Source organism: Trueperella pyogenes (assembly GCF_001070855.1).
Classification (GTDB): Bacteria; Actinomycetota; Actinomycetes; order Actinomycetales; family Actinomycetaceae; genus Pauljensenia; species Pauljensenia pyogenes_A.
In genome coordinates this window covers 74,320-92,952 of the sequence record NZ_JVLH01000003.1, presented here as the reverse complement: position 1 = coordinate 92,952, position 18,633 = coordinate 74,320, and the positions used below count along the sequence as shown (strand labels likewise).

Genomic DNA, 18,633 nt, shown 5'->3' with positions numbered 1-18,633 from the left:
TTTTGGATAGCGTTATTGGGGTATTTATTGACGCGGAGTAAGAAAAACCCGGGCGGTAGCACTGCATCGCTACCGCCCGGGTGTATTGAAGTTTTGTATTCGGCTGTATCAGTGAGCTTCTGCCAGAAGTTCCTGGATACGGCCAACGCCCTCAACAAGGTCCTCGTCTGCCAAGGCATAGGACAGGCGAATAAAACCAGAGGGGCCGAAGGCCTCGCCCGGAACGACTGCGACCTCGACCTCATCCAAGATCAGGTCGGCCAATTCGGCGGAAGTGGTTGGGACCTTCCCGCGAATCTCTCGACCAAGAAGATCCGTGACCGCCGGGTATGCGTAGAAGGCGCCCTTAGGTGTGGGAACCTGGAGCCCGTCGATTTCGCGAAGCATCTTCACCATGGTCTGGCGACGACGATCGAATGCTTGGCGCATGTGTTCAACGACATCCAGTGGTCCATTGAGGGCGGCGATTGCCGCGCACTGAGCAATGTTGTTGACATTCGACGTCAGGTGCGATTGGAAGGAGGTCGCTGCACGGATCACGTCGTGAGGACCGATCATCCATCCCACACGCCAACCGGTCATCGCGTAGGTCTTCGCGACACCGTTCAACACAATGGTTTGGTCGGCAAGTTCGGGGACCAAATTGACGATGTGCGCACTCTGCGCACCGTCGTAGAGCAGGTGCTCGTAGATCTCATCGGTAATCACCCACACGCCGTGCTGGAGTGCCCACTGACCGATGGCTGTCAGCTCAGCGGGAGTATAAACAGCGCCTGTCGGGTTAGAGGGCGAGCATAGAAGAAGAAGCTTGGTGTGAGGGGTATGCGCGGCTTCGAGCTGGTCAACGGTGACCTTGTAGTCCTGGTCGGCACCCGCGAAAACTTCCACCGGGGTCGCGCCCGCGAGCTTGATGACCTCGGGGTAGGTGGTCCAGTAGGGGGTGGGGAGGATGGCCTCGTCTCCGGGGTTCAGCAGCGAGGCGAAGGCCTGGAAAACCGCCTGCTTTCCACCGTTGGTTACCAAAACCTGGTCGGGGCTGACCTCGTAACCTGAATCGCGAAGTGTCTTGTGGGCGATTGCTTCCTTGAGTGCGGGAAGGCCCGAGGCCGGGGTGTAGCGGTACATCGCGGGGTTGCGTGCTGCTTCGAGCGCCGCCTCGACAATGTAATCGGGGGTAGCAAAGTCCGGCTCTCCGGCGCCGAAACCAACAACGGGACGCCCCTGTGCCTTCAGTGCCTTAGCCTTAGCGTCGACTGCAAGGGTCGCAGATGGGGTGATATTGGCGAAGCGCGTTGAGATACGCGAAGCTGATTGAGTATCCACATCAGTATTGTGACATGGCCACAGTCATTTATTGGTCTGAGTCACAATTTGAGCTTCTGTGAGGGATTGTCACGCGGATGAGTTGGACATGGGGCGCGTTCTCCCCTAAACTCAACCAGGCAACACTTTTTAAAGAGTTGCAGTAGGGCAGTGGCGCAATTGGTAGCGCACCGGTCTCCAAAACCGGCGGTTGTGGGTTCGAGTCCCGCCTGCCCTGCCACTTAGGTGCAGAACTATTGGAGGAACGATGAGCGGATCCCAGGCTCGCCGTGACGAATCGCCCAAGGCGGATCGCACAAAGAGCGGTGCAACGCGCTCTCGTAAAGCTTCCTCCTCTGAGAAGACCCAGGAAAAGCGTCCGAATATCTTCAAGCGCATGGTGATCTTCGTCTCTCAGGTTGTCGCTGAGATGAAGAAAGTTGTTTATCCCAGCGGATCAGAGACTTGGACCTACTTCATCGTCGTGATTGTGTTTGTTGCCGCAGTTATGGCTTTCACTGGAATTCTTGATTTCCTATTCGGTAGACTAAGTTCCATCGTATTTGGCTGAAACCGTGACCCGCCCGCAGGAATGCAGGCGGGTTTCTTCTACGGCTCGGCCGTGAAGCACCGCGCAAGCGGTAACCACAGGAGGAAAACCCGTGAGCCAGGACAAGATCGAGGGCCAGGAACCCGATACTTTTGACGGTGGAATCGCCCCCGAAGGTGAGCTGGAGACCGCTGCACAGCGCGAGGATGAGCGCGAAGAGCGCCTTGAAGACGCCCCCGAAGAGCGCAAGGAAGCTCTTGAAGAAGGCGAAGCGATTGCTGGCGTCGAGGAAGCAGCTGCGGAAGCGGCCTCGAGCGAGGATGATCCCATCGAGAAGCTGCGCCGTGAGCTCTACATGTCTCCCGGTGACTGGTACGTTATCCACACCTACTCCGGCCACGAGCGCAAGGTGAAGGCGAACCTTGAGCAGCGCATCACCAGCCAGAACATGGAAGAGTCGATCTTCCAGGTTGAGGTTCCCGACGAATACGTCATGGAATACCGCGGCAATGTGAAGAAGCGCGTTCGTCGCGTGCGCATCCCCGGATACGTCATTGTCTGCATGGACTTCAACGAAGACTCCTACCGTGTCGTTAAGGAAACTCCCGCGGTTACCGGCTTCGTTGGTGATCAGCACAATCCTGTGCCGCTGTCGATCGACGAGGTCGTCATGCTGCTGACCCCGAATGTACTCGAGGCTGCTGCCGCCGAGGAAAAGAGCGCTCCTGCTCCCGTTCAGGAAGTCCACACTCAGTTCGAGGTTGGCGAGGTCGTCACCGTTACCGATGGCGCATTCGCCACCATGAGCGCAGTGATCTCCGAGATCATGCCTGAAACCCAGCGTCTGAAGGTCTTGCTGACCATCTTCGAACGTGAGACCCCCATGGAGCTCACCTTCGATCAGGTCGAAAAGATCGAAGAGTAAATTCGCTGAAACGCAAGTGGGTGCTCCCTTCCTGCTGACGCAGTGAATGCCGGCTGTTCTTTCGATTGGCGTGAGCTGCAGCACCTAGACTTGGGGAGTCACCCACATCGCGTTATCATGTAGATTCGTGCGTCTAGGTGGACTTTGTCTACAGGTTGCTCTTCTTGTAGATCCCGCGTGGACGTATGCCGCGGTAGTCTCCGCGGCTGAGTAAGAAATAGAAAGACCCGAAATATGGCACCGAAGAAGAAGAAGGTCACCGGCCTCATCAAGCTGCAGATTGCTGCAGGCGCCGCGACCCCGGCTCCGCCCGTTGGTCCTGCACTGGGCCAGCACGGCGTTAACATCGTTGAATTCACGAAGGCATACAACGCTGCAACTGAGTCGCAGCGCGGTTCGATCGTCCCGGTTGAAATCACCGTTTACGAAGATCGTTCCTTCACCTTCGTTCTGAAGACCCCTCCGGCCTCCGAAATGATCAAGAAGGCTGCAGGTGTTGCAAAGGGTTCGGGCACCCCGAACACCGCCAAGGTTGGATCGATCACCATGGACCAGGTGCGCGAAATCGCCCAGGCCAAGATGGTTGACCTCAACGCCAACGACATTGATGCTGCATCCAAGATCGTTGCGGGCACCGCACGTTCCATGGGCATCACTGTTCAGGACTGACCCTTTAATTTCCGTGGTAGGGCAGGCGCTGCCCGACACCCACACCTGCAAGGAGAAGAAGCAGAATGACGAAGCGCTCTAAGAGCTACCGCGCAGCGGCGGAGAAGATCCACGCTGGCGAACTGTACAGCCCCCTGGCCGCAATGCGTTTGGCCAAGGAAACCTCGGTCACCAAGTTCGATTCAACCGTTGAGGTTGTTATGCGACTGGGTGTTGATCCCCGTAAGGCCGATCAGATGGTCCGAGGCACCGTTTCCCTGCCGCACGGCACCGGTAAGACCTCCCGGGTCTTGGTCTTCGCCGTTGGCGAGCGCGCACAGGAAGCAATCGACGCCGGAGCCGACGAAGTCGGTGGCGACGAGCTGATCGAGAAGGTTGCCAAGGGCTACACCGACTTCGATGTCGCCGTTGCAACCCCCGACCTCATGGGCAAGGTTGGCCGTCTGGGCCGCGTGCTTGGTCCCCGTGGCCTCATGCCGAACCCCAAGACCGGCACCGTCACCATGGATGTCGCCAAGGCCGTTAAGGAAATCAAGGGCGGTCGTATCGAGTTCCGTGTCGACAAGCACTCGAACCTGGCATTCATCGTTGGTAAGGCTTCCTTCACCGCCGAGCAGCTGGTTGAGAACTACGCTGTCGTCCTGGAGGAGATCCTGCGTCTGAAGCCGGCTTCCGCAAAGGGCCGTTACATCCTCAAGGCTACGGTCGCCACGACCATGGGCCCCGGTATCCCGCTGGATGCCACCAAGACTCGCGCCCTGACCTCCGAGGATGCTTCCTGAAGCACTAGAGGTTAACGGCAGATAGTCGTTTCAAGGGGTCCCCACGAGCAACGCTCGTGGGGACCCCTTGCTTTATCAGTATCGTTGCATTTCGCTAAAAAGAGCACGTCAAACTGGGCATAAAGTCTCTCGATACGCCTGAAAGATAGGCTAGCCTTAGATTTGTTCAATAAACCTTATATCGTGAAAGGCCACGATTATGACTCAGGTTTCAGGCTCGGGCGTAACAAAGGCGCGCTCGGCTGTCACCATTGGCGCTTTTACTGCTGTCTATTTCATTCTCATGTGGTGCTCGGGAATGCTTGGCTTCTTCGGGCCCGCGTTCATGTTCGTCGGTTGGATTGTTGGTCTGATCCTCAATGGGCCGGTCGTCATGCTAATGATGGTGCGATCGCGCATGTTTGGGACGGTCACCATCATGGCCGGCGTCGTTGCCTTCCTGATGGTCGTGACCGGGCATTCGTGGGTAACCGTACCGGTCGCTCTTATCCTCGGTTTTCTGGCTGACCTTATCGCCCGCAGCGGCGGCTATCTGAGCGCCCCTCGAAACATCGCAGCATACATGCTGTTCTCCCTGTGGATGATTGGTCCGCTTGCTCCGATTTTCTTTGCCCCCGACTCCTACTACGCAGACGTCGCGTCCCAGATGGGACAGGACTACGCGGACGGCATGCGAGCACTCTTTAGTCCCGCAGTCATCAGCGGGTGGGTTGTCGTCGCGATGATCTTTGCGTGCCTGGGCGGACTCATTGGTCGTTTCCTGCTGCGCAAGCATTTCGCGAAGGCCGGCGTTGCCTGAGATCTCGCTCGCCGAGGCCAACCCAGGCGAGTCGACAAGCAAGCTGGATCCACGCACAAAGCTTCTCGCCCTCCTCGTCCTCAACGCGCTCGTTATGCGAGCGAGCCCCACATCTACTCTTCTGGCGGTGCAGGCACTGGCAGTAGCCGCCCTTGCATGGGAGGTCAGCGCTGGGACGGCTGCTCGTGTGGCCACGTGGTGTATTGTTTGCGACGCGTGCAGTTTGGGCTCGCCATTCCTTGTCGCCTGGCTGCAGGGTATGGGCGCGCCACGGGGCGTGATACTTGCGATTGGCACGTGCAGCGCGATCATGTACTGGTTCGCGCGTTTCTCTGCGGGTTTCGGCCTCGCCCTCTACGTCTATCGCACGATTCGAATCGGTCAGATGAAAGCGGCACTACGATCGGTTCACCTCCCGCGAGTGTTCGTCGACGCCCTCGTTGTTGCCTTCCGTGTCCTCCCGACGGTGGGGGCCGAGGCAGTCGCGATCCGTGAGGCGATGGAGATGCGCGGCGTCGACCTTGGGGTTCGAGGCATCCTCCGTCATCCCCTTGTCATTGCCGAGCGTTTCCTAGTTCCCTTGCTGTCCTCTATCGCGCGCGTGGCCGATGACTTGGCCGCCTCGAGCGTCATTCGAGGCTTGGGTGGGCCCACGCGTCCCACATCGCTCACCCGGCTGCGGGTCACCGGCTGGGACGTGTTTGCCCTCGCGTGCGTCGCTGGCGTCATCGTCATCGAGTTTTGTGCGTACCTGGGAGTCTTGCCGTGATTGACGTTGAATCTCTGTCCTTCTCCTACGTCAGTGAGCTGACGGGAGACTGCGTTGAGGCTCTGCGTGGGGTTGACTTATCCGCCCGGCCGGGCAGCCTCACCCTCGTGTGCGGCTCCTCCGGCTGCGGCAAGTCGACTCTTATGCGGGCGCTCACCGGCCTCGTTCCTCAGATGACTCCCGGGGAACTGAAAGGCGCGGTGCGGATCAATGAGCGTGACCTCACCGAGGTCCCCCTGACCGAGGTTGGCCACCTATGCTCATCAGTCTTCCAGAATCCGCGTACCCAGTTTTTCTGCGACACCGTCGCTGAAGAGCTGGCCTTCTGCGGTGAGAACTACGGTCGCGATCGTGAAAGCCTGATCGAGAGTAGCGAGCGAGCCGCTGAGCTTATGGGCATCACCCATCTCATGGAGCGAAAACTTTCGAGTTTATCGGGAGGGCAGCTTCAGAAAGTGGCTCTCGCCTGTGCCTTAGCATCCGGCGCTCCGGTCCTCCTCGCCGATGAACCGACATCGAATCTAGATCCCGACGCCATTGCAGACGTGCGACGTGCACTTGAGATCCTCAAAGAGCAAGGCATGACTGTCGTCGTTGTCGAGCACCGCCTCCATTTTCTCAGGGGCCTGGCCGATCAAGTCCTCCTCATGGAGGACGGAACGGTCACGCGTCGTTGGAGCGGGGACGAGTTTTATTCGATGAACGATGACCAGCGGAAGTCATTCGGCTTGCGTACCCTGGTGGACCCCGGACCTCCCGAGGCCTGGGTGGCCTCGCGAGGGAGAGGGGGAGTGGGCGCCCCTGGAAAGGAAGCGCGTCTATCATGCCGGAACCTGAGCTTCTCCTATGGGAAAACCCCCGTTTTCAGTGGTTTTAATGCTGACTTTTATGCCGGAGAAATCACCTGCATCGCGGGGGTGAATGGCGTTGGTAAAACAACTCTTGTGCGGGTGCTCTGCGGATTGGCAGCCCCGAACTCCGGAGAAGTTTTCGTGGATGGCGTGACAAGTTCGCGCAGGCAACGGCGCGCGGCATGTGCGCTTGTCATGCAGGACACTGGGCGACAGCTCTTTTCCGACACGCTTGCCGGAGAACTCACGATCGGGGCATCTGAGGCGAGCGGCGAGGACGGGGAGAAGCTGCTGGCCGACTTCGACCTCGCGCGCCTGGGGGATAGGCACCCGCTGAGCCTCTCGGGAGGACAGAAGCAACGCCTCGTCATCGCGGCCGCACGAGCTACCGGGCGTCCCGTTGTCATCCTTGACGAACCGACTTCGGGGGTCGATGCCAGGCACCTTGACTCAATCACTTCAACGCTGCGGCGAATTGCTGACGAAGGGGCGGCCGTTATTGTCGTCACCCACGACGGTGAGTTCGCCTCGGCGTGCGCAGATCGTCTCATCACACTCACGTCGACAGCTGAAGCAGGTTCCGACGAAGGAGATCAATAATGACTGTTACTGTTCAGGACCAGATAGCGGGCGGGGGAGAGCAACCACCATCCTGTGGCGACGTGAAAGTCGAGGATTCTCGCGCTGCGTACAGGGCAGGGCAGAAAGCGTTCAAAGAACTGACCGCGCCGATCCGTGGATCTATGGCTCTTGCCCAGGTACTTGGAGTACTTTACGGAGCGCTCGCGGTCGCTCCCTACGTGATTCTCGTTCAGCTCGGCGAGGTACTTCTGGCAGCAGCTCGCGTGGGTGTCTCTCCTGACCGTGGTGAGGTCATCCACCTTCTCATGTGGCTACTCGGAGCATTTGGTATGCGCTATGGCATTTACTTCCTTGCGCTTACTGTTACCCATTTTGCGGATATTCGTTTTGGTCATATTGTGCGTACGCGCATGGTGAAAGTGCTTGCTGGGGCGCCGCTTGCGTGGTTTACCTCGACGAATTCGGGGGCTGTGCGCAAGGCAATCCAGGATGATACCCACGATGTCCACACCGTCATCGCTCACGCTCCGGTCGAATCTGCTGCCGCTGTCAGCGCACCTGTGTCCCTGCTGATCTACTCATTCATCGTAGATTGGCGTTTGGGGCTGCTATCGATCGCTACCTTGCCGATTTACGCCCTCATTAATGCCTGGATGATGCGGGATATGGGCGAGAAAACCGCCGAGATGGACCGCTACCTCACGCGTGTCTCGGCGACCATGGTCGAGTTTGTTTCGGGTATTAGCGTCGTCAAGGCTTTTGGGACTGTTGGGCGCTCACATGAACGCTTCACTCACGCGGCTGAAGATTTTGCGCGCTTCTACCTTGCGTGGTGTGGACCATTGCTCAAAGGGTCCGCGCTGGGGCAGGCTGCTGTTTCGCCCTCGATGATTCTATTGATCTCGACAGCGGGAGGATCCGCACTGGCGGCTGCTGGAATCGTGAGCCCTGTGCAAGTTATTACCTGCGCGCTGATTGCCCTGGTCATTCCCGCCGCAATCGAGGTACTTGGATCAACGGTGTGGTCCTATCAAATTGCCGGCGCAGCCGCACTGCGCATTGTCGCTCTACTTTCTGTCTCCCCGCTTCCGAGCGCTGGGAGCGAGGAGCCGCAGGGTGCTGATATTGAAATCGATCATGTCTCTTTCTCTTATGGCTCGACGCTCGCTCTTGACGATGTCACCCTGACGGTCCCGCAAGGAACAGTAACGGCTCTCGTGGGGGCATCAGGTTCTGGAAAATCCACCCTGGCGACACTGGTCGCGCGTTTCGCGGACCCAGATGAAGGAAGCGTGCGTATCGGAGGCGCCGATGTGCGATCCATTGCTCCAAGCGTCCTCTACAGGCATGTCTCTTTTGTTCTCCAAGATCCGCAGCTTCTTGATATATCCCTGCGCGAGAACATTGCACTGGGCAACCCAGCAGCCACTGACGAGGAGATCTGGGCAGCTGCTGGCGCTGCCCGAATTGACGACTACGTGCGTTCTCTTCCCCGAGGCCTCGATACAGTCATCGGGGAGGACGCACACCCATCGGGTGGCCAAGCCCAGCGCATTGCCATTGCGCGCGCACTTCTTGTCGATGCTCCCATCCTTGTTCTCGACGAGGCCACTGCATTCACAGACCCAGAAGCCGAGGCCGAGATCCAGGCAGCCCTCACTCGCTTGGTTCAGGGAAAGACAGTTTTGGTGATTGCCCACCGAGCCGCATCAATTATTGGCGTCGACCAAATCGCCATCCTCGAGTCAGGTCGCCTTATTGCCTTGGGCACCCCCATTGAACTCGCAGATCATCCGTATATGAGTGGCCTAACTGCGCCCGTGAAAGGACACTGACATGTTCGATCTGATCTCCAGGCTGCGTGAGCCGCTCTCTGCTGAGGGGCGCGCCGGATTCTCTCAGGTCATGTACCTGTCCTGTATCGTCGGGCTTGTTCGAGGCTTCTCTCTCATTTCATTCATTCCAGCTGCGATCGCACTAACTTCGGGACAAGCAGCGTGGGGGATGAGTTTGCGCGCGTGGCTCGTCGTGCTTGCGGTCTGTGCGTTGCTCTCATTCATCCTGGAGTATGTGTTGGCAATACGCTCCTACGTCGTGGCCTTCGATTTCCTCACGAATATGCACCGTGCGATCGGAGATAAGATCGCCTCGCTGCCTCTTGGGGCTTTCCGCGCGGACACGGCCGGGAAGACCTCGCGCCTTGTCTCTCGAGAGCTCATGATGCTCGGTGAGATCTTTGCCCATATGTATTCGCCCCTGATCGCCGCGATTGTCACCTCCTTGACGATGCTCATTGGCATTACCGTTTTTTCGCCGGTTCTAGGAGTGGTGTGCCTTGCCGCAGTCCCGATCGTTGCCGGGGGAGTGTGGGTTGCGCGCCGATGCTTGCTTTCGGGTTCCGCATTGAAAGAACCTCCTGCCCAAGAGTTGTCGCACCGCATTGTCGAATATGCGACCAAGCAGGGAGCTTTGCGCGCCTGCGGGCGCTCGGCCTCCTTTGAGCCTCTCCAGCGGGCGGAAGAATTGTATGGGGCAGCCGCCCGACGCTCGCTTATCCGGGAAACGCTGGGGCAAATTACCAATGGCATGGCTGCGCAACTCGTGGTCGTCTCACTGATCTGCGCAATCGGACTGCTTGCAGTCGGAGGAAGCGTCAGCCCTGTGGAGGCAGTCGTTGCGATAGGTCTGCTCCTGCGCTTCACCCAGATCCTTGTTGATATTGGTGCACTTGCTTCCGCCTTTGAAACTCGGAGGCCGGTCCTTGACCTCGGTCATGAGATCCTCTCCGCGCCCGAACTTCCCGTCGCCTCGGAAGAGCAACAGAGTGAAGATGCGACCGCGTTGAGTGCATCCGTGGCACTCGAGGACGTTGTTTTCTCCTACGAGGCCGATCAACCTGTCTTACGGGGTGTGTCCTTCCGCGTTGAGCCGGGCACTATGACTGCGATTGTCGGTCCTTCAGGCTGTGGGAAGACGACGATTGCCCGTCTGATTGCACGTTTCTATGACGCGGATAGCGGCGTCGTAAGTGTGGGAGGCCGCGATGTTCGCCGGTGGGATCCAGCGGAATTGATGGCACAACTTTCCTTGGTTTTCCAAGATGTCTACTTGTTTGACGATAGTCTCGAGGCGAATGTTCGTGTTGGTCGTCCCGATGCGAGTGCCGCCGAGGTTGAGGAAGCCGCACGTCTGAGCGGCGTCGATGAAATCGTTGCGCGGCTACCTATGGGGTGGGGTACTCAAGTTGGTGAAGGAGGCCGTGCCCTCTCCGGTGGTGAACGCCAACGCGTGTCTATTGCCCGAGCGCTCTTGAAAGCATCGCCCATTGTTCTTTTCGATGAGGCGACCAGCGCTCTTGATCCCGAGAATGAACACCGTGTTACCGCAGCTATGGATACATTGCGGCAGAATGCAACGCTTATCGTCATTGCGCATAAGCTTGATACGATCACGGCCGCTGACCAGATCGTCGTCCTCGACGAGAACGGGCGTGTAGTGCAAATTGGTACCCATTCGCAGCTATATGCGGAAACTGAGGGACAATACCGAGGCTTCTGGGAGGCGCGCTCGCGGGCCGCGGGATGGAGGCTCGTCTGAAGCCGATCGGTGGCGCTTGGCCTCCGTGCCCCTATCGGAACGCCCAATGGGAAGTTTGAGGTGTGCTGATACACACTTCCAGAGCTGGAACCCCTACTGCGATGCGTGTTAAGCTACTCGTTGCCGAAGACCGTCGGTCATCCACCTCGGTGGATTCCAAGTGCGAAAGCTTCCGACGCAGGTGAGTGACTTCTTTTGAAGTGGGTTTCATTTGAGCCCGGCCGCTTTCCTGCGTGCCGGGCTTTTTCGTGCGTCCGGCGGTGAATTTTTGAAAGGAGGACCATGGCGAAGTCCGACAAGGTGGCAGCAGTTGCCGAGCTCGTGGAGCGTTTCCGCGCAGCCGACGCTGTCCTGCTGACCGAGTACCGCGGTCTGACCGTTGGCCAGCTCAAGCAGCTGCGTCGCGGCCTGGCTGGCAATGCGACCTACGCCGTGGCAAAGAACACGCTGGCGATCCTGGCGGCTCGCGAAGTTGGTCTCGATTTCCTCGAGGCCGACCTGAAGGGCCCGACCGCTATCGCTTTCGTCACCGGTGAGCCCGTTGAGGCTGCCAAGACGCTGCGTGATTTTGCCAAGGAGAATCCTCAGCTGGTACTGAAGTCCGGTGCTATGGAGGGCGCACAGCTCTCCGCTGAGGCTGTCAAGAAGCTTGCCGATCTCGAGTCTCGCGAGGTCCTGCTGGCCAAGGCTGCAGGCGCCCTCAAGGCGAAGATCTCTCAGGCGGCATACGCCTTCAACGCGCTTCCGTCCAAGGCGGTGCGCACCATCGATGCTCTGCGTGAAAAGCAGGGCGAAGCGGCCTGACGTGACAGGCCCGCGAAGGCACTCGCCTTTGCGATCACATCCACAATCTGCTCACGTAGCAGGCCAAAATCGAAAGGATGCCAATCATGGCTAAGCTCTCCAACGACGAGCTCATCGAAGCTTTCAAGGAAATGTCCCTCATCGAGCTCTCCGATTTCGTGAAGCTCTTCGAAGAGACCTTCGACGTTACCGCTGCTGCTCCCGCAGCCGTTGCCGTTGCTGCTCCCGCAGCAGGCGATGCTCCCGCAGCTGAAGAGAAGGACGAGTTCGAGGTTGTCCTCGAGTCCGCAGGCGACAAGAAGATCGCCGTCGTCAAGGCCGTCAAGGCTCTGACCGGCCTGGGCCTCAAGGAAGCCAAGGACCTGGTTGACGGCGCCCCCTCGACCATCTTCGAGAACGCCAAGAAGGAAGACGCCGAGAAGGCTAAGGCTGAGATCGAAGAGGCCGGCGGCAAGGTCACCCTTAAGTGATTTTCCCCGTCTGATTCATTCAGACTTTCGCCCGTCATGGGCTGCGAAACCCCGTTCTGCTTCGGTAGGGCGGGGTTTCCGCATTGTGTGCCACTTTGGGGCTGTCGCACCCTGCTGCGCACTCGACTTGACCATGACGCGACGTGAGACTTCACAATGATTGACATGAGCGATGACAACATTCTCTACACCGTTGGTGAGGTCGCTGAGCGTTTTTCGTTGACGGTGCGAACGCTTCACCACTGGGAGGCACAGGGGCTCCTCGCTCCTGCCGAACGGAGCTGGTCAAATTACCGGCTCTACTCGGTCGAGGACTGTGCTCGGGTCCAAAGGATCATCATCTACCGAGCGACGGGGATGAAGCTGGGGGACATCAAGACACTCCTCGATTCTGGGGAATCGGGGGTCTCGCACCTGAAGCGACAGCGAGCAAGCCTTATTGCCCATCGCCAGCAGACGGACAAAATGATCAAAGCAATCGATACGTTATTGGAGGATGCAATGAACGAAAATTCTCTCAGCGTGGAAGAGATCGGGGAAATCCTTGGGGATGCTGACTTTGCCCTGCATCAGGAGGAAGCTGAACAACACTACGGTGATAGTGACGACTGGAAGGAATCTCAGCGCCGTACTGCGTCGTGGAGTGCGAAGGACTGGCAGGGAAATGCTGACCGTTTTCAGCAGGTCGAGAAGGACATGATCGCAGCCATCTGTCAGGGCGTTCTTCCTGATAGTGACGAGGCGGCAGCTCTTGTCGCCTCGCATCGGGAATTGCTCAGCGAGTTCTTCCCGGTGACCCCTGCAAAGCACTACGTGATTTCACGTTCCTACATTCACGACGAGCGTTTCCGTTCGCACTACGACTCGCAGTTCGACGGTTTTGCTCAATGGCTCGCGTCTGCAATTGAGTGCGCTGCTCGCGATAGTGGTGTGGATACGGACAATCCCGAATGGAAGTAATTGGTATGTGAGACAGGCCATGAGCGCAGGAAGCTTTCGGATTTGCTCTTGGCCCACTTCATCGCTACTATTTCTTTTTGTCGCTTTCCCGCGTAGCTCAACGGCAGAGCATCCGACTGTTAATCGGACGGTTACTGGTTCGAATCCAGTCGCGGGAGCTTCTCCCCGGTACTCGGTACCGGGGTTTTTCTTTTTCAGTGAACTCCCAACTGTCCATCTTGCACTCTGAGGCTGAGAGTGCCAGACTTGGATTTAGCACTCGGGAGTGCCGAGTGATAAGCACTAAGGCCGGTGAGGCTTAGGAGTTACCTGAGTCGTCCGTCGCGGGCATCGGTCCAATCCGCATCGCGGAAGGATAGAAGAACATGACGAAGCTCATTCACTTCGATGAGGAGGCACGCCGCGGCATGGAGCGCGGTCTGAACCTTCTCGCCGACACCGTTAAGGTCACCCTGGGCCCCAAGGGCCGTAATGTCGTCCTCGATAAGAAGTGGGGCGCCCCCACCATCACCAAGGATGGCGTTTCCGTTGCTAAGGAAATCGACCTCGAAGATCCCTTCGAGCGTATCGGTGCAGAACTGGTCAAGGAAGTTGCCAAGAAGACCGATGACGTTGCAGGTGACGGCACCACGACCGCTACCGTTCTGGCACAGGCGCTGGTCCGTGAGGGCCTGCGCAACGTTGCAGCCGGTTCGAACCCCATCGCCCTGAAGCGTGGCATTGATGGCGCCGTTGAGGCAATCGTTGCCCAGCTGCACAAGGATTCCAAGCCTGTTGAGACCACCGAGCAGATCGCTGCCACGGCCTCAATCTCCGCAAACGATCCCGAGATTGGCAAGCTCATTGCTCAGGCCTTCGAGAAGGTTGGTTCCGAAGGTGTTGTGACCGTTGAAGAGACCAACTCTTTCGACACCACCCTTGAGACCACCGAAGGTATGCGTTTCGAGCGCGGCTACCTCTCTGCATACTTCGTTAACGATGCAGATCGCCAGGAAGCTGTCCTCGAGGATCCCTACATCCTGCTGGTCGACACCAAGATCACTAACGCCAAGGAACTGCTGCCTGTCCTGGAAAAGGTCATGCAGACCGGCAAGCCGCTGTTCATCATTGCCGAGGACGTTGAGGGTGAAGCCCTAGCAACCCTGGTTGTCAACAACATCCGTGGCACCTTCAAGTCTGTCGCCATCAAGGCTCCCGGCTTTGGCGATCGCCGCAAGGCCATGCTGAAGGACGTTGCAATCCTCACCGCCGGTGAAGTGATCTCCGAGACCGTTGGCCTCTCTCTTGAGAACGCCACCCTTGAGGATCTCGGCCGTGCGCGCAAGGTCATCGTCTCCAAGGATGAGACCACCATCGTTGATGGACTGGGCGCAAAGGATGACATCCAGGCACGCATCCGTCAGCTGCGTAAGGAAATCGAGACCACCGATTCCGATTACGACCGCGAGAAGCTCCAGGAGCGTCTGGCAAAGCTCTCCGGCGGCGTGGCAGTCATCAAGTCCGGTGCTGCAACTGAGGTTGAGCTCAAGGAACGTAAGCACCGCATCGAGGACGCGATCCGTAACGCTCGCGCAGCCTCCGAAGAGGGCTTGGTTGCCGGTGGTGGTGTTGCACTGATTCAGGCAGCCTCCAAGGCTCTTGGCTCACTGAACTTCAGCGGCGATGAGGCAACCGGTGTGAACATCGTTCGCGAAGCCGTCTCCGCACCGCTCAAGCAGATCGCTGAGAACGCTGGCCTTGAAGGTGGCGTTGTTGCTGACCGCGTTGCTCAGATGGAGCCCGGCTTCGGTCTGAACGCTGCAACCGGCGAGTACGGCGACCTGATGACTCAGGGTATCTCCGACCCGGTCAAGGTCACCCGCTCCGCTCTGCAGAACGCAGCCTCGATCGCAGGTATGTTCCTGACCACCGAGGCCGTTGTTGCCGACAAGCCCGAGCCTCCGGCGCCGGCAGGAGCAGCTGCTGACGGCGGAATGGGCGGAATGTACTGATCCCCTAGGGGTTAGAAAACAGCATTCCCATTGAATGTCCCTGTGGGGGCGCGCTTCAAGCGCGCCCCCACAGGCATTTATTAGGCGCTTTCATTGACTAGGCCAGTCTTCTAATGCGCGAAGAGTCCTATGCTCTGTGCTTCAGCATCTGCGTAGACCTGAGCCGCATGTGAAAGTGAGCCTGAGATCTGGTCTAGGGAGCTTTCAACTTGAGCTTGGGTGAGCTGCCAAGAAGCAACAGAATCGGAGAATTGCGCAGAGGCGCCACCTTGCCAAGTATCTTTAAGCGCCAGTAATTCGTTCATGAGTGCTGAGACTTCGCTTCGAATTGAGTCGCAGGTAATTTGGATCCGCGAGGCGCATGAAGCGATGTGTGCGGAGTCGACGGAAAACGCGGTCATTGTGCCCTCCTAGGCTGGGTGAATGGGTGTTCACAGCCTAGGAAGAGAGAAATGACGTCACCGTGCAGATGAGGCGATCTGTGCAAAAAACGGTTCAATCTGACACGGTGGATGAATACGATGATTCAACCTTAAGGATTTAGGACAGTGGGGGAGGAGTTGGAATGTCCAAGTCATCCAACGCTGACTCCAAAGAAGAAGTGTCGTCATCATCAACAGCAGATCTACGCGAAGGACTTTCTGCTGCAATACCCGGCAGAGGGGTGTGGACGGTGCTGGGCAGAGAAACATGTTGAGAAGAAGGTTCTGCCATGCCAGAGGGCGTGGGAGCTGCCTCTCCGCTTGGAATCCCCAGAGCAGGTGTCTCAGTGTTTTCTGGAGGAAGGGTTGGTGATACGGGCACAGTATCCCCCGCTGACTCCTCCGCGCTATCAGATGTGGCATTGGAAGGAGCCTGAGCGGAGACTGAAGCCTCAGCCCCACTGCCAAGGGAAGCGGGCGTCACAGGTACGCCAGCGGCCTCGTCAGTGGCAAACTCATCGGAATCAGCGGAAAGGGTTGACTTCGGAAGCTCAACAACAGCGGAAGGCAAAGATTCGCCAGGAACGCTTGGGGTATCGACGGGGTCGAAAGGCTCAGCATGACTCTTAATGTTGAGGTGACGGCGCCGGATAATCATCGTCCCAGAGGCAGGAGTATCCGATGAGAGTGTCTCCTGGTGTTCCTCTGGCTCAAAATCTTCTTCGGACTCATTGAGATCGGCATCGGGGGCGCATGCTTTGAGAACTCGAGCGAGCTTGGCACTTTCGGCCTCGAGATTAGCGCGTGCAGTTTCTTCCCATGCAAGTGCAAGCGGTGAATGAAAGATCTGCTCGCGTGCCAAAATCTTCTTAATTGCTAGGCGGCGTGCGCGTACGTAATCCGTATCGCATAAATCAGGGCATTCTTCGCGCAATGATTCGCGGAAGCGTTTAAAGTCCTGAGGGCTAGCTGCCAGCATTCCTAAGTCGGCATCAATGAGGACTTGAGCATCCATGTCAGAAGGGTCAGCGCGGTGCGTAAAAAGCGCCATCATGAGCTCTTGAATGCGAGAAATAACGTCTTCGCTCAGCCCCAGTGTTTCCATGCGAGAACGTGCGTGGTACAGCGCAGAGAATTCTTGTTCATCGCTGTCGGTTCCGCGTTGGAAAACATCGAAACTACGGTTAAGAACCGCTCCTTGATACCACAGTGCAACCCGCAGAACTTCAGGATCGTGTGCTGTCGAGGCAATTTCGTCGATACGCGCCAAAGTTTTGATGAGATGGCGGGTATTGTGAAGGATTCGTCCCTTGGCATTCCAGCGCGAGATCAAATCGCGAGCTTCAGCCTCCAGAAGGGGAATCGGAGCGCTTGCCCCAATTTCTTGCATCGCGTCCACGAAGGAACTAAAAAGCCACTGAGGTGCATCGGCACCCATGCGCGCTCACTCCTAGTCTGACAATGTTACTTGGCAATGCTAGCCACTTTTTGGGCGCTTGGCACGGAGCTTTCCCCCTCAGCGAAGGATTCGCAGAGGCCATGCAGCGCGTGATCACTTAATTCCCAGCGGTTTTCTGCGTCATTCTCAAGGAAAAACAGTGGAGCTTTGGTAGTTGAGATTCGCAAGACATTCGACGTGGAAAGGAAGTGGCGAAGACCGAATTTCGTCAGTTTACGCCTTCATGCGTTCTTTGGACTGCACGATTGGCATATCGATCTTGACGGTAAGACCACCGCCCGTGGTCTTTGCCAGCTGTGCGTGACCGCCGTGTGCCGAGATGATTGAGGACACAATGGAAAGGCCCAATCCGGAGCCACCCAGCGAGCGGGCACGCGAGCTTTCTGTTCGATAGAAGCGCTGGAAAACTTTTTCATAGTCTTCCTTCGCAATTCCAGGTCCGTGGTCCCTAAATTCCATCAGAACAGAAGTGGGATTCTGACTTACCGCAATCTCAACCGGTGTTGAACGCGGGGTATAACGCACAATGTTGCCGATGATATTTGTGAGCACCTGTTGCAGGCGGTCGCGGTCGGCCTGAATCCATACGGATTGTGGAATCGGCTGGTCATTGATCCCCAGAATCTTGACCTGGCGAGTGGGATCGAGGGCTTGAAGATCAAAGCGAGCATTGCGAAGCATCGCGATCACGTCAACGTCCACGATTTCTAGCGGCCGGCCCTCGTCCAAGCGAGCCAAGGTCAAAAGGTCCTCAACCAATGAACCCATGCGAGTTGATTCGGATCGAATGCGCCCCATGACTTCGCCGGTGCGCTCTGCCGGAACGCCGCCCATTGAGTAGAGCTCGCAGTAACCGGAAATCGCGGCTAGGGGAGTGCGTAGTTCATGCGAAGCGTCGGAAACGAAGCGACGGATCTTGCGCTCAGATTCTTCGCGCGCTGCGAATGACTGCTCCAGCTGGCTCAGCATGGAGTTCAATGAGTTCGAAAGCGAACCGACTTCCGTTGAAGGCGGAGCGAATGGAACACGCTGGGTGAGGTCGCCAGCGGCGATCTTCCCAGCAGTCGTCTCGATTCCGCGCAGAGGAAGAAGCGCGCGCCGGACTAGGTAGGTCGCCAGGCCGGTGCCGATGGCGATGATCGCAATTGCCGTCGTCGCAACGTATCCAGCCATATTTTGAATGGTGAATTTTACGTCGTTGAGCGGAAGCGCGACGGTGAGCCTGCCCGTTGGGGTGATATCGCCACTGCGCGTAATGGGAACAATAATCACGCGCCATGTAGATCCCTTCTTCGTTGATTCGACAGTAACGGGGTCAGTCCAGCCGGTAGCCGTCTGCGCGGATTGACCTGGCTTGAGAAGCTCCGGAATCAGCGGTTTACCTGCGTGGTCGCGTGTCGAGGCCGAGAGCAGCGTGACGTCTTCTTCGTTGGCTCGTTGGATGTTGAGGTAGTAGAGGGTGGGGAGGTTGGGCTCTTGGGCCAGCTCTTGGGGGTTCTCAATGGCCTTGGGGGCCAATGACAGAACTGTTGATGAGAGTTGGTCATCAACTTGGGCAATGAGGTGGCGCTGCAAGAGGCCGATCATCACCGTTGCTGAAAGGGAAAGTCCAAGGGAGAGAAGAAGTGCAGTGAGCGCAACAATTCTGGCCGTCAACGAACGTGACGACCAGAATCTGCGTACTACACCGCGTGGGTACAT

Annotated in this window: 17 protein-coding genes and 2 tRNA genes; 15 read left to right on the top strand and 4 right to left on the bottom strand. The window is 57.7% G+C overall.

The features are described 5' to 3' along the window. Window positions 1-108 precede the first annotated feature (108 nt). Window positions 109-1,323: a pyridoxal phosphate-dependent aminotransferase gene (locus ADG72_RS00490; RefSeq protein WP_048711369.1), complete on the bottom strand. Its 1,215-nt coding sequence runs from the start codon at window positions 1,321-1,323 to the stop codon at window positions 109-111. A gap of 144 nt (window positions 1,324-1,467) precedes the next feature. Between ADG72_RS00490 and ADG72_RS00485 the strand changes: the two genes are divergently transcribed. The 15 genes from ADG72_RS00485 to groL all read left to right on the top strand — a co-directional run bounded on the left by ADG72_RS00485 (window position 1,468) and on the right by groL (window position 15,051). Further along, window positions 1,468-1,543: transfer RNA gene (locus ADG72_RS00485), tRNA-Trp, on the top strand. Window positions 1,544-1,570: 27 nt separating this feature from the next. Continuing rightward, on the top strand, window positions 1,571-1,873 hold the full coding sequence (secE, locus tag ADG72_RS00480; protein ID WP_048711367.1) for a preprotein translocase subunit SecE: 303 nt from the start codon (window positions 1,571-1,573) through the stop codon (window positions 1,871-1,873). Window positions 1,874-1,964: 91 nt separating this feature from the next. Further along, window positions 1,965-2,777: a transcription termination/antitermination protein NusG gene (gene nusG / locus ADG72_RS00475; protein WP_009408633.1), complete on the top strand. Its 813-nt coding sequence runs from the start codon at window positions 1,965-1,967 to the stop codon at window positions 2,775-2,777. A 234-nt stretch (window positions 2,778-3,011) separates the two neighbouring features. Further along, the gene (rplK, locus tag ADG72_RS00470; RefSeq protein ID WP_009408634.1) at window positions 3,012-3,446 is read left to right on the top strand and encodes a 50S ribosomal protein L11; all 435 of its coding nucleotides are present in this window, start codon (window positions 3,012-3,014) and stop codon (window positions 3,444-3,446) included. Window positions 3,447-3,511: 65 nt separating this feature from the next. Next, window positions 3,512-4,228, top strand: a complete 717-nt coding sequence (gene rplA, locus ADG72_RS00465) for a 50S ribosomal protein L1 (RefSeq protein WP_048711365.1) — start codon at window positions 3,512-3,514, stop codon at window positions 4,226-4,228. A gap of 199 nt (window positions 4,229-4,427) precedes the next feature. Further along, a complete protein-coding gene (locus tag ADG72_RS00460; RefSeq protein WP_048711363.1) occupies window positions 4,428-5,027 on the top strand; it encodes an MptD family putative ECF transporter S component in 600 nt (199 codons plus the stop codon). Beyond that, on the top strand, window positions 5,020-5,796 hold the full coding sequence (locus ADG72_RS00455; RefSeq protein WP_009408637.1) for an energy-coupling factor transporter transmembrane component T: 777 nt from the start codon (window positions 5,020-5,022) through the stop codon (window positions 5,794-5,796). The genes ADG72_RS00460 and ADG72_RS00455 overlap by 8 nt, the downstream gene beginning before the upstream one ends. Next, window positions 5,793-7,247, top strand: a complete 1,455-nt coding sequence (locus ADG72_RS00450; protein WP_048711360.1) for an ABC transporter ATP-binding protein — start codon at window positions 5,793-5,795, stop codon at window positions 7,245-7,247. The genes ADG72_RS00455 and ADG72_RS00450 overlap by 4 nt, the downstream gene beginning before the upstream one ends. Beyond that, window positions 7,247-9,064 carry an ABC transporter ATP-binding protein gene (locus ADG72_RS00445; protein WP_192831718.1) on the top strand — a complete coding sequence of 606 codons (1,818 nt, stop codon included), beginning with the start codon at window positions 7,247-7,249 and terminating at the stop codon, window positions 9,062-9,064. The genes ADG72_RS00450 and ADG72_RS00445 overlap by 1 nt, the downstream gene beginning before the upstream one ends. 1 nt (window position 9,065) lies before the next feature. Further along, entirely contained in the window at window positions 9,066-10,826 is a 1,761-nt protein-coding gene (locus ADG72_RS00440; protein WP_048711358.1) for an ABC transporter ATP-binding protein, read from the top strand. Window positions 10,827-11,108: 282 nt separating this feature from the next. After that, complete coding sequence (gene rplJ / locus ADG72_RS00435; protein WP_009408642.1) at window positions 11,109-11,630, top strand: 50S ribosomal protein L10; 522 nt, start codon at window positions 11,109-11,111, stop codon at window positions 11,628-11,630. An 86-nt stretch (window positions 11,631-11,716) separates the two neighbouring features. Then, entirely contained in the window at window positions 11,717-12,100 is a 384-nt protein-coding gene (gene rplL, locus ADG72_RS00430; protein WP_019126974.1) for a 50S ribosomal protein L7/L12, read from the top strand. 165 nt (window positions 12,101-12,265) lie between these two features. Continuing rightward, complete coding sequence (locus ADG72_RS00425; protein WP_048711356.1) at window positions 12,266-13,060, top strand: MerR family transcriptional regulator; 795 nt, start codon at window positions 12,266-12,268, stop codon at window positions 13,058-13,060. Window positions 13,061-13,146: 86 nt separating this feature from the next. After that, window positions 13,147-13,218 (top strand) — tRNA-Asn (locus tag ADG72_RS00420). A 207-nt stretch (window positions 13,219-13,425) separates the two neighbouring features. Continuing rightward, window positions 13,426-15,051, top strand: coding sequence for a chaperonin GroEL (gene groL / locus ADG72_RS00415; RefSeq protein WP_019126976.1), 1,626 nt, complete (start codon window positions 13,426-13,428; stop codon window positions 15,049-15,051). Window positions 15,052-15,161: 110 nt separating this feature from the next. Here the strand turns inward: groL and ADG72_RS00410 are convergent, their stop codons facing one another. From ADG72_RS00410 to ADG72_RS00400, 3 genes are all read right to left on the bottom strand, one after another. Beyond that, complete coding sequence (locus ADG72_RS00410) at window positions 15,162-15,452, bottom strand: WXG100 family type VII secretion target (RefSeq protein WP_009408646.1); 291 nt, start codon at window positions 15,450-15,452, stop codon at window positions 15,162-15,164. 139 nt (window positions 15,453-15,591) lie between these two features. Next, the gene (locus tag ADG72_RS00405; protein WP_048711354.1) at window positions 15,592-16,911 is read right to left on the bottom strand and encodes a hypothetical protein; all 1,320 of its coding nucleotides are present in this window, start codon (window positions 16,909-16,911) and stop codon (window positions 15,592-15,594) included. A 234-nt stretch (window positions 16,912-17,145) separates the two neighbouring features. Next, entirely contained in the window at window positions 17,146-18,633 is a 1,488-nt protein-coding gene (locus tag ADG72_RS00400) for a sensor histidine kinase (protein ID WP_034251506.1), read from the bottom strand.

Coding starts and splice junctions, on each gene's coding strand:
- secE (WP_048711367.1), top strand. CDS start 1,571: ATGAGCGGATCCCAGGCTCGCCGTGACGAATCGCCCAAGGCGGATCGC.
- rplK (WP_009408634.1), top strand. CDS start 3,012: ATGGCACCGAAGAAGAAGAAGGTCACCGGCCTCATCAAGCTGCAGATT.
- rplA (WP_048711365.1), top strand. CDS start 3,512: ATGACGAAGCGCTCTAAGAGCTACCGCGCAGCGGCGGAGAAGATCCAC.
- ADG72_RS00460 (WP_048711363.1), top strand. CDS start 4,428: ATGACTCAGGTTTCAGGCTCGGGCGTAACAAAGGCGCGCTCGGCTGTC.
- ADG72_RS00445 (WP_192831718.1), top strand. CDS start 7,247: ATGACTGTTACTGTTCAGGACCAGATAGCGGGCGGGGGAGAGCAACCA.
- ADG72_RS00440 (WP_048711358.1), top strand. CDS start 9,066: ATGTTCGATCTGATCTCCAGGCTGCGTGAGCCGCTCTCTGCTGAGGGG.
- rplJ (WP_009408642.1), top strand. CDS start 11,109: ATGGCGAAGTCCGACAAGGTGGCAGCAGTTGCCGAGCTCGTGGAGCGT.
- rplL (WP_019126974.1), top strand. CDS start 11,717: ATGGCTAAGCTCTCCAACGACGAGCTCATCGAAGCTTTCAAGGAAATG.
- ADG72_RS00425 (WP_048711356.1), top strand. CDS start 12,266: ATGAGCGATGACAACATTCTCTACACCGTTGGTGAGGTCGCTGAGCGT.
- groL (WP_019126976.1), top strand. CDS start 13,426: ATGACGAAGCTCATTCACTTCGATGAGGAGGCACGCCGCGGCATGGAG.
- ADG72_RS00410 (WP_009408646.1), bottom strand. CDS start 15,452: ATGACCGCGTTTTCCGTCGACTCCGCACACATCGCTTCATGCGCCTCG.
- ADG72_RS00405 (WP_048711354.1), bottom strand. CDS start 16,911: ATGGGTGCCGATGCACCTCAGTGGCTTTTTAGTTCCTTCGTGGACGCG.
- ADG72_RS00400 (WP_034251506.1), bottom strand. CDS start 18,633: ATGTACCCACGCGGTGTAGTACGCAGATTCTGGTCGTCACGTTCGTTG.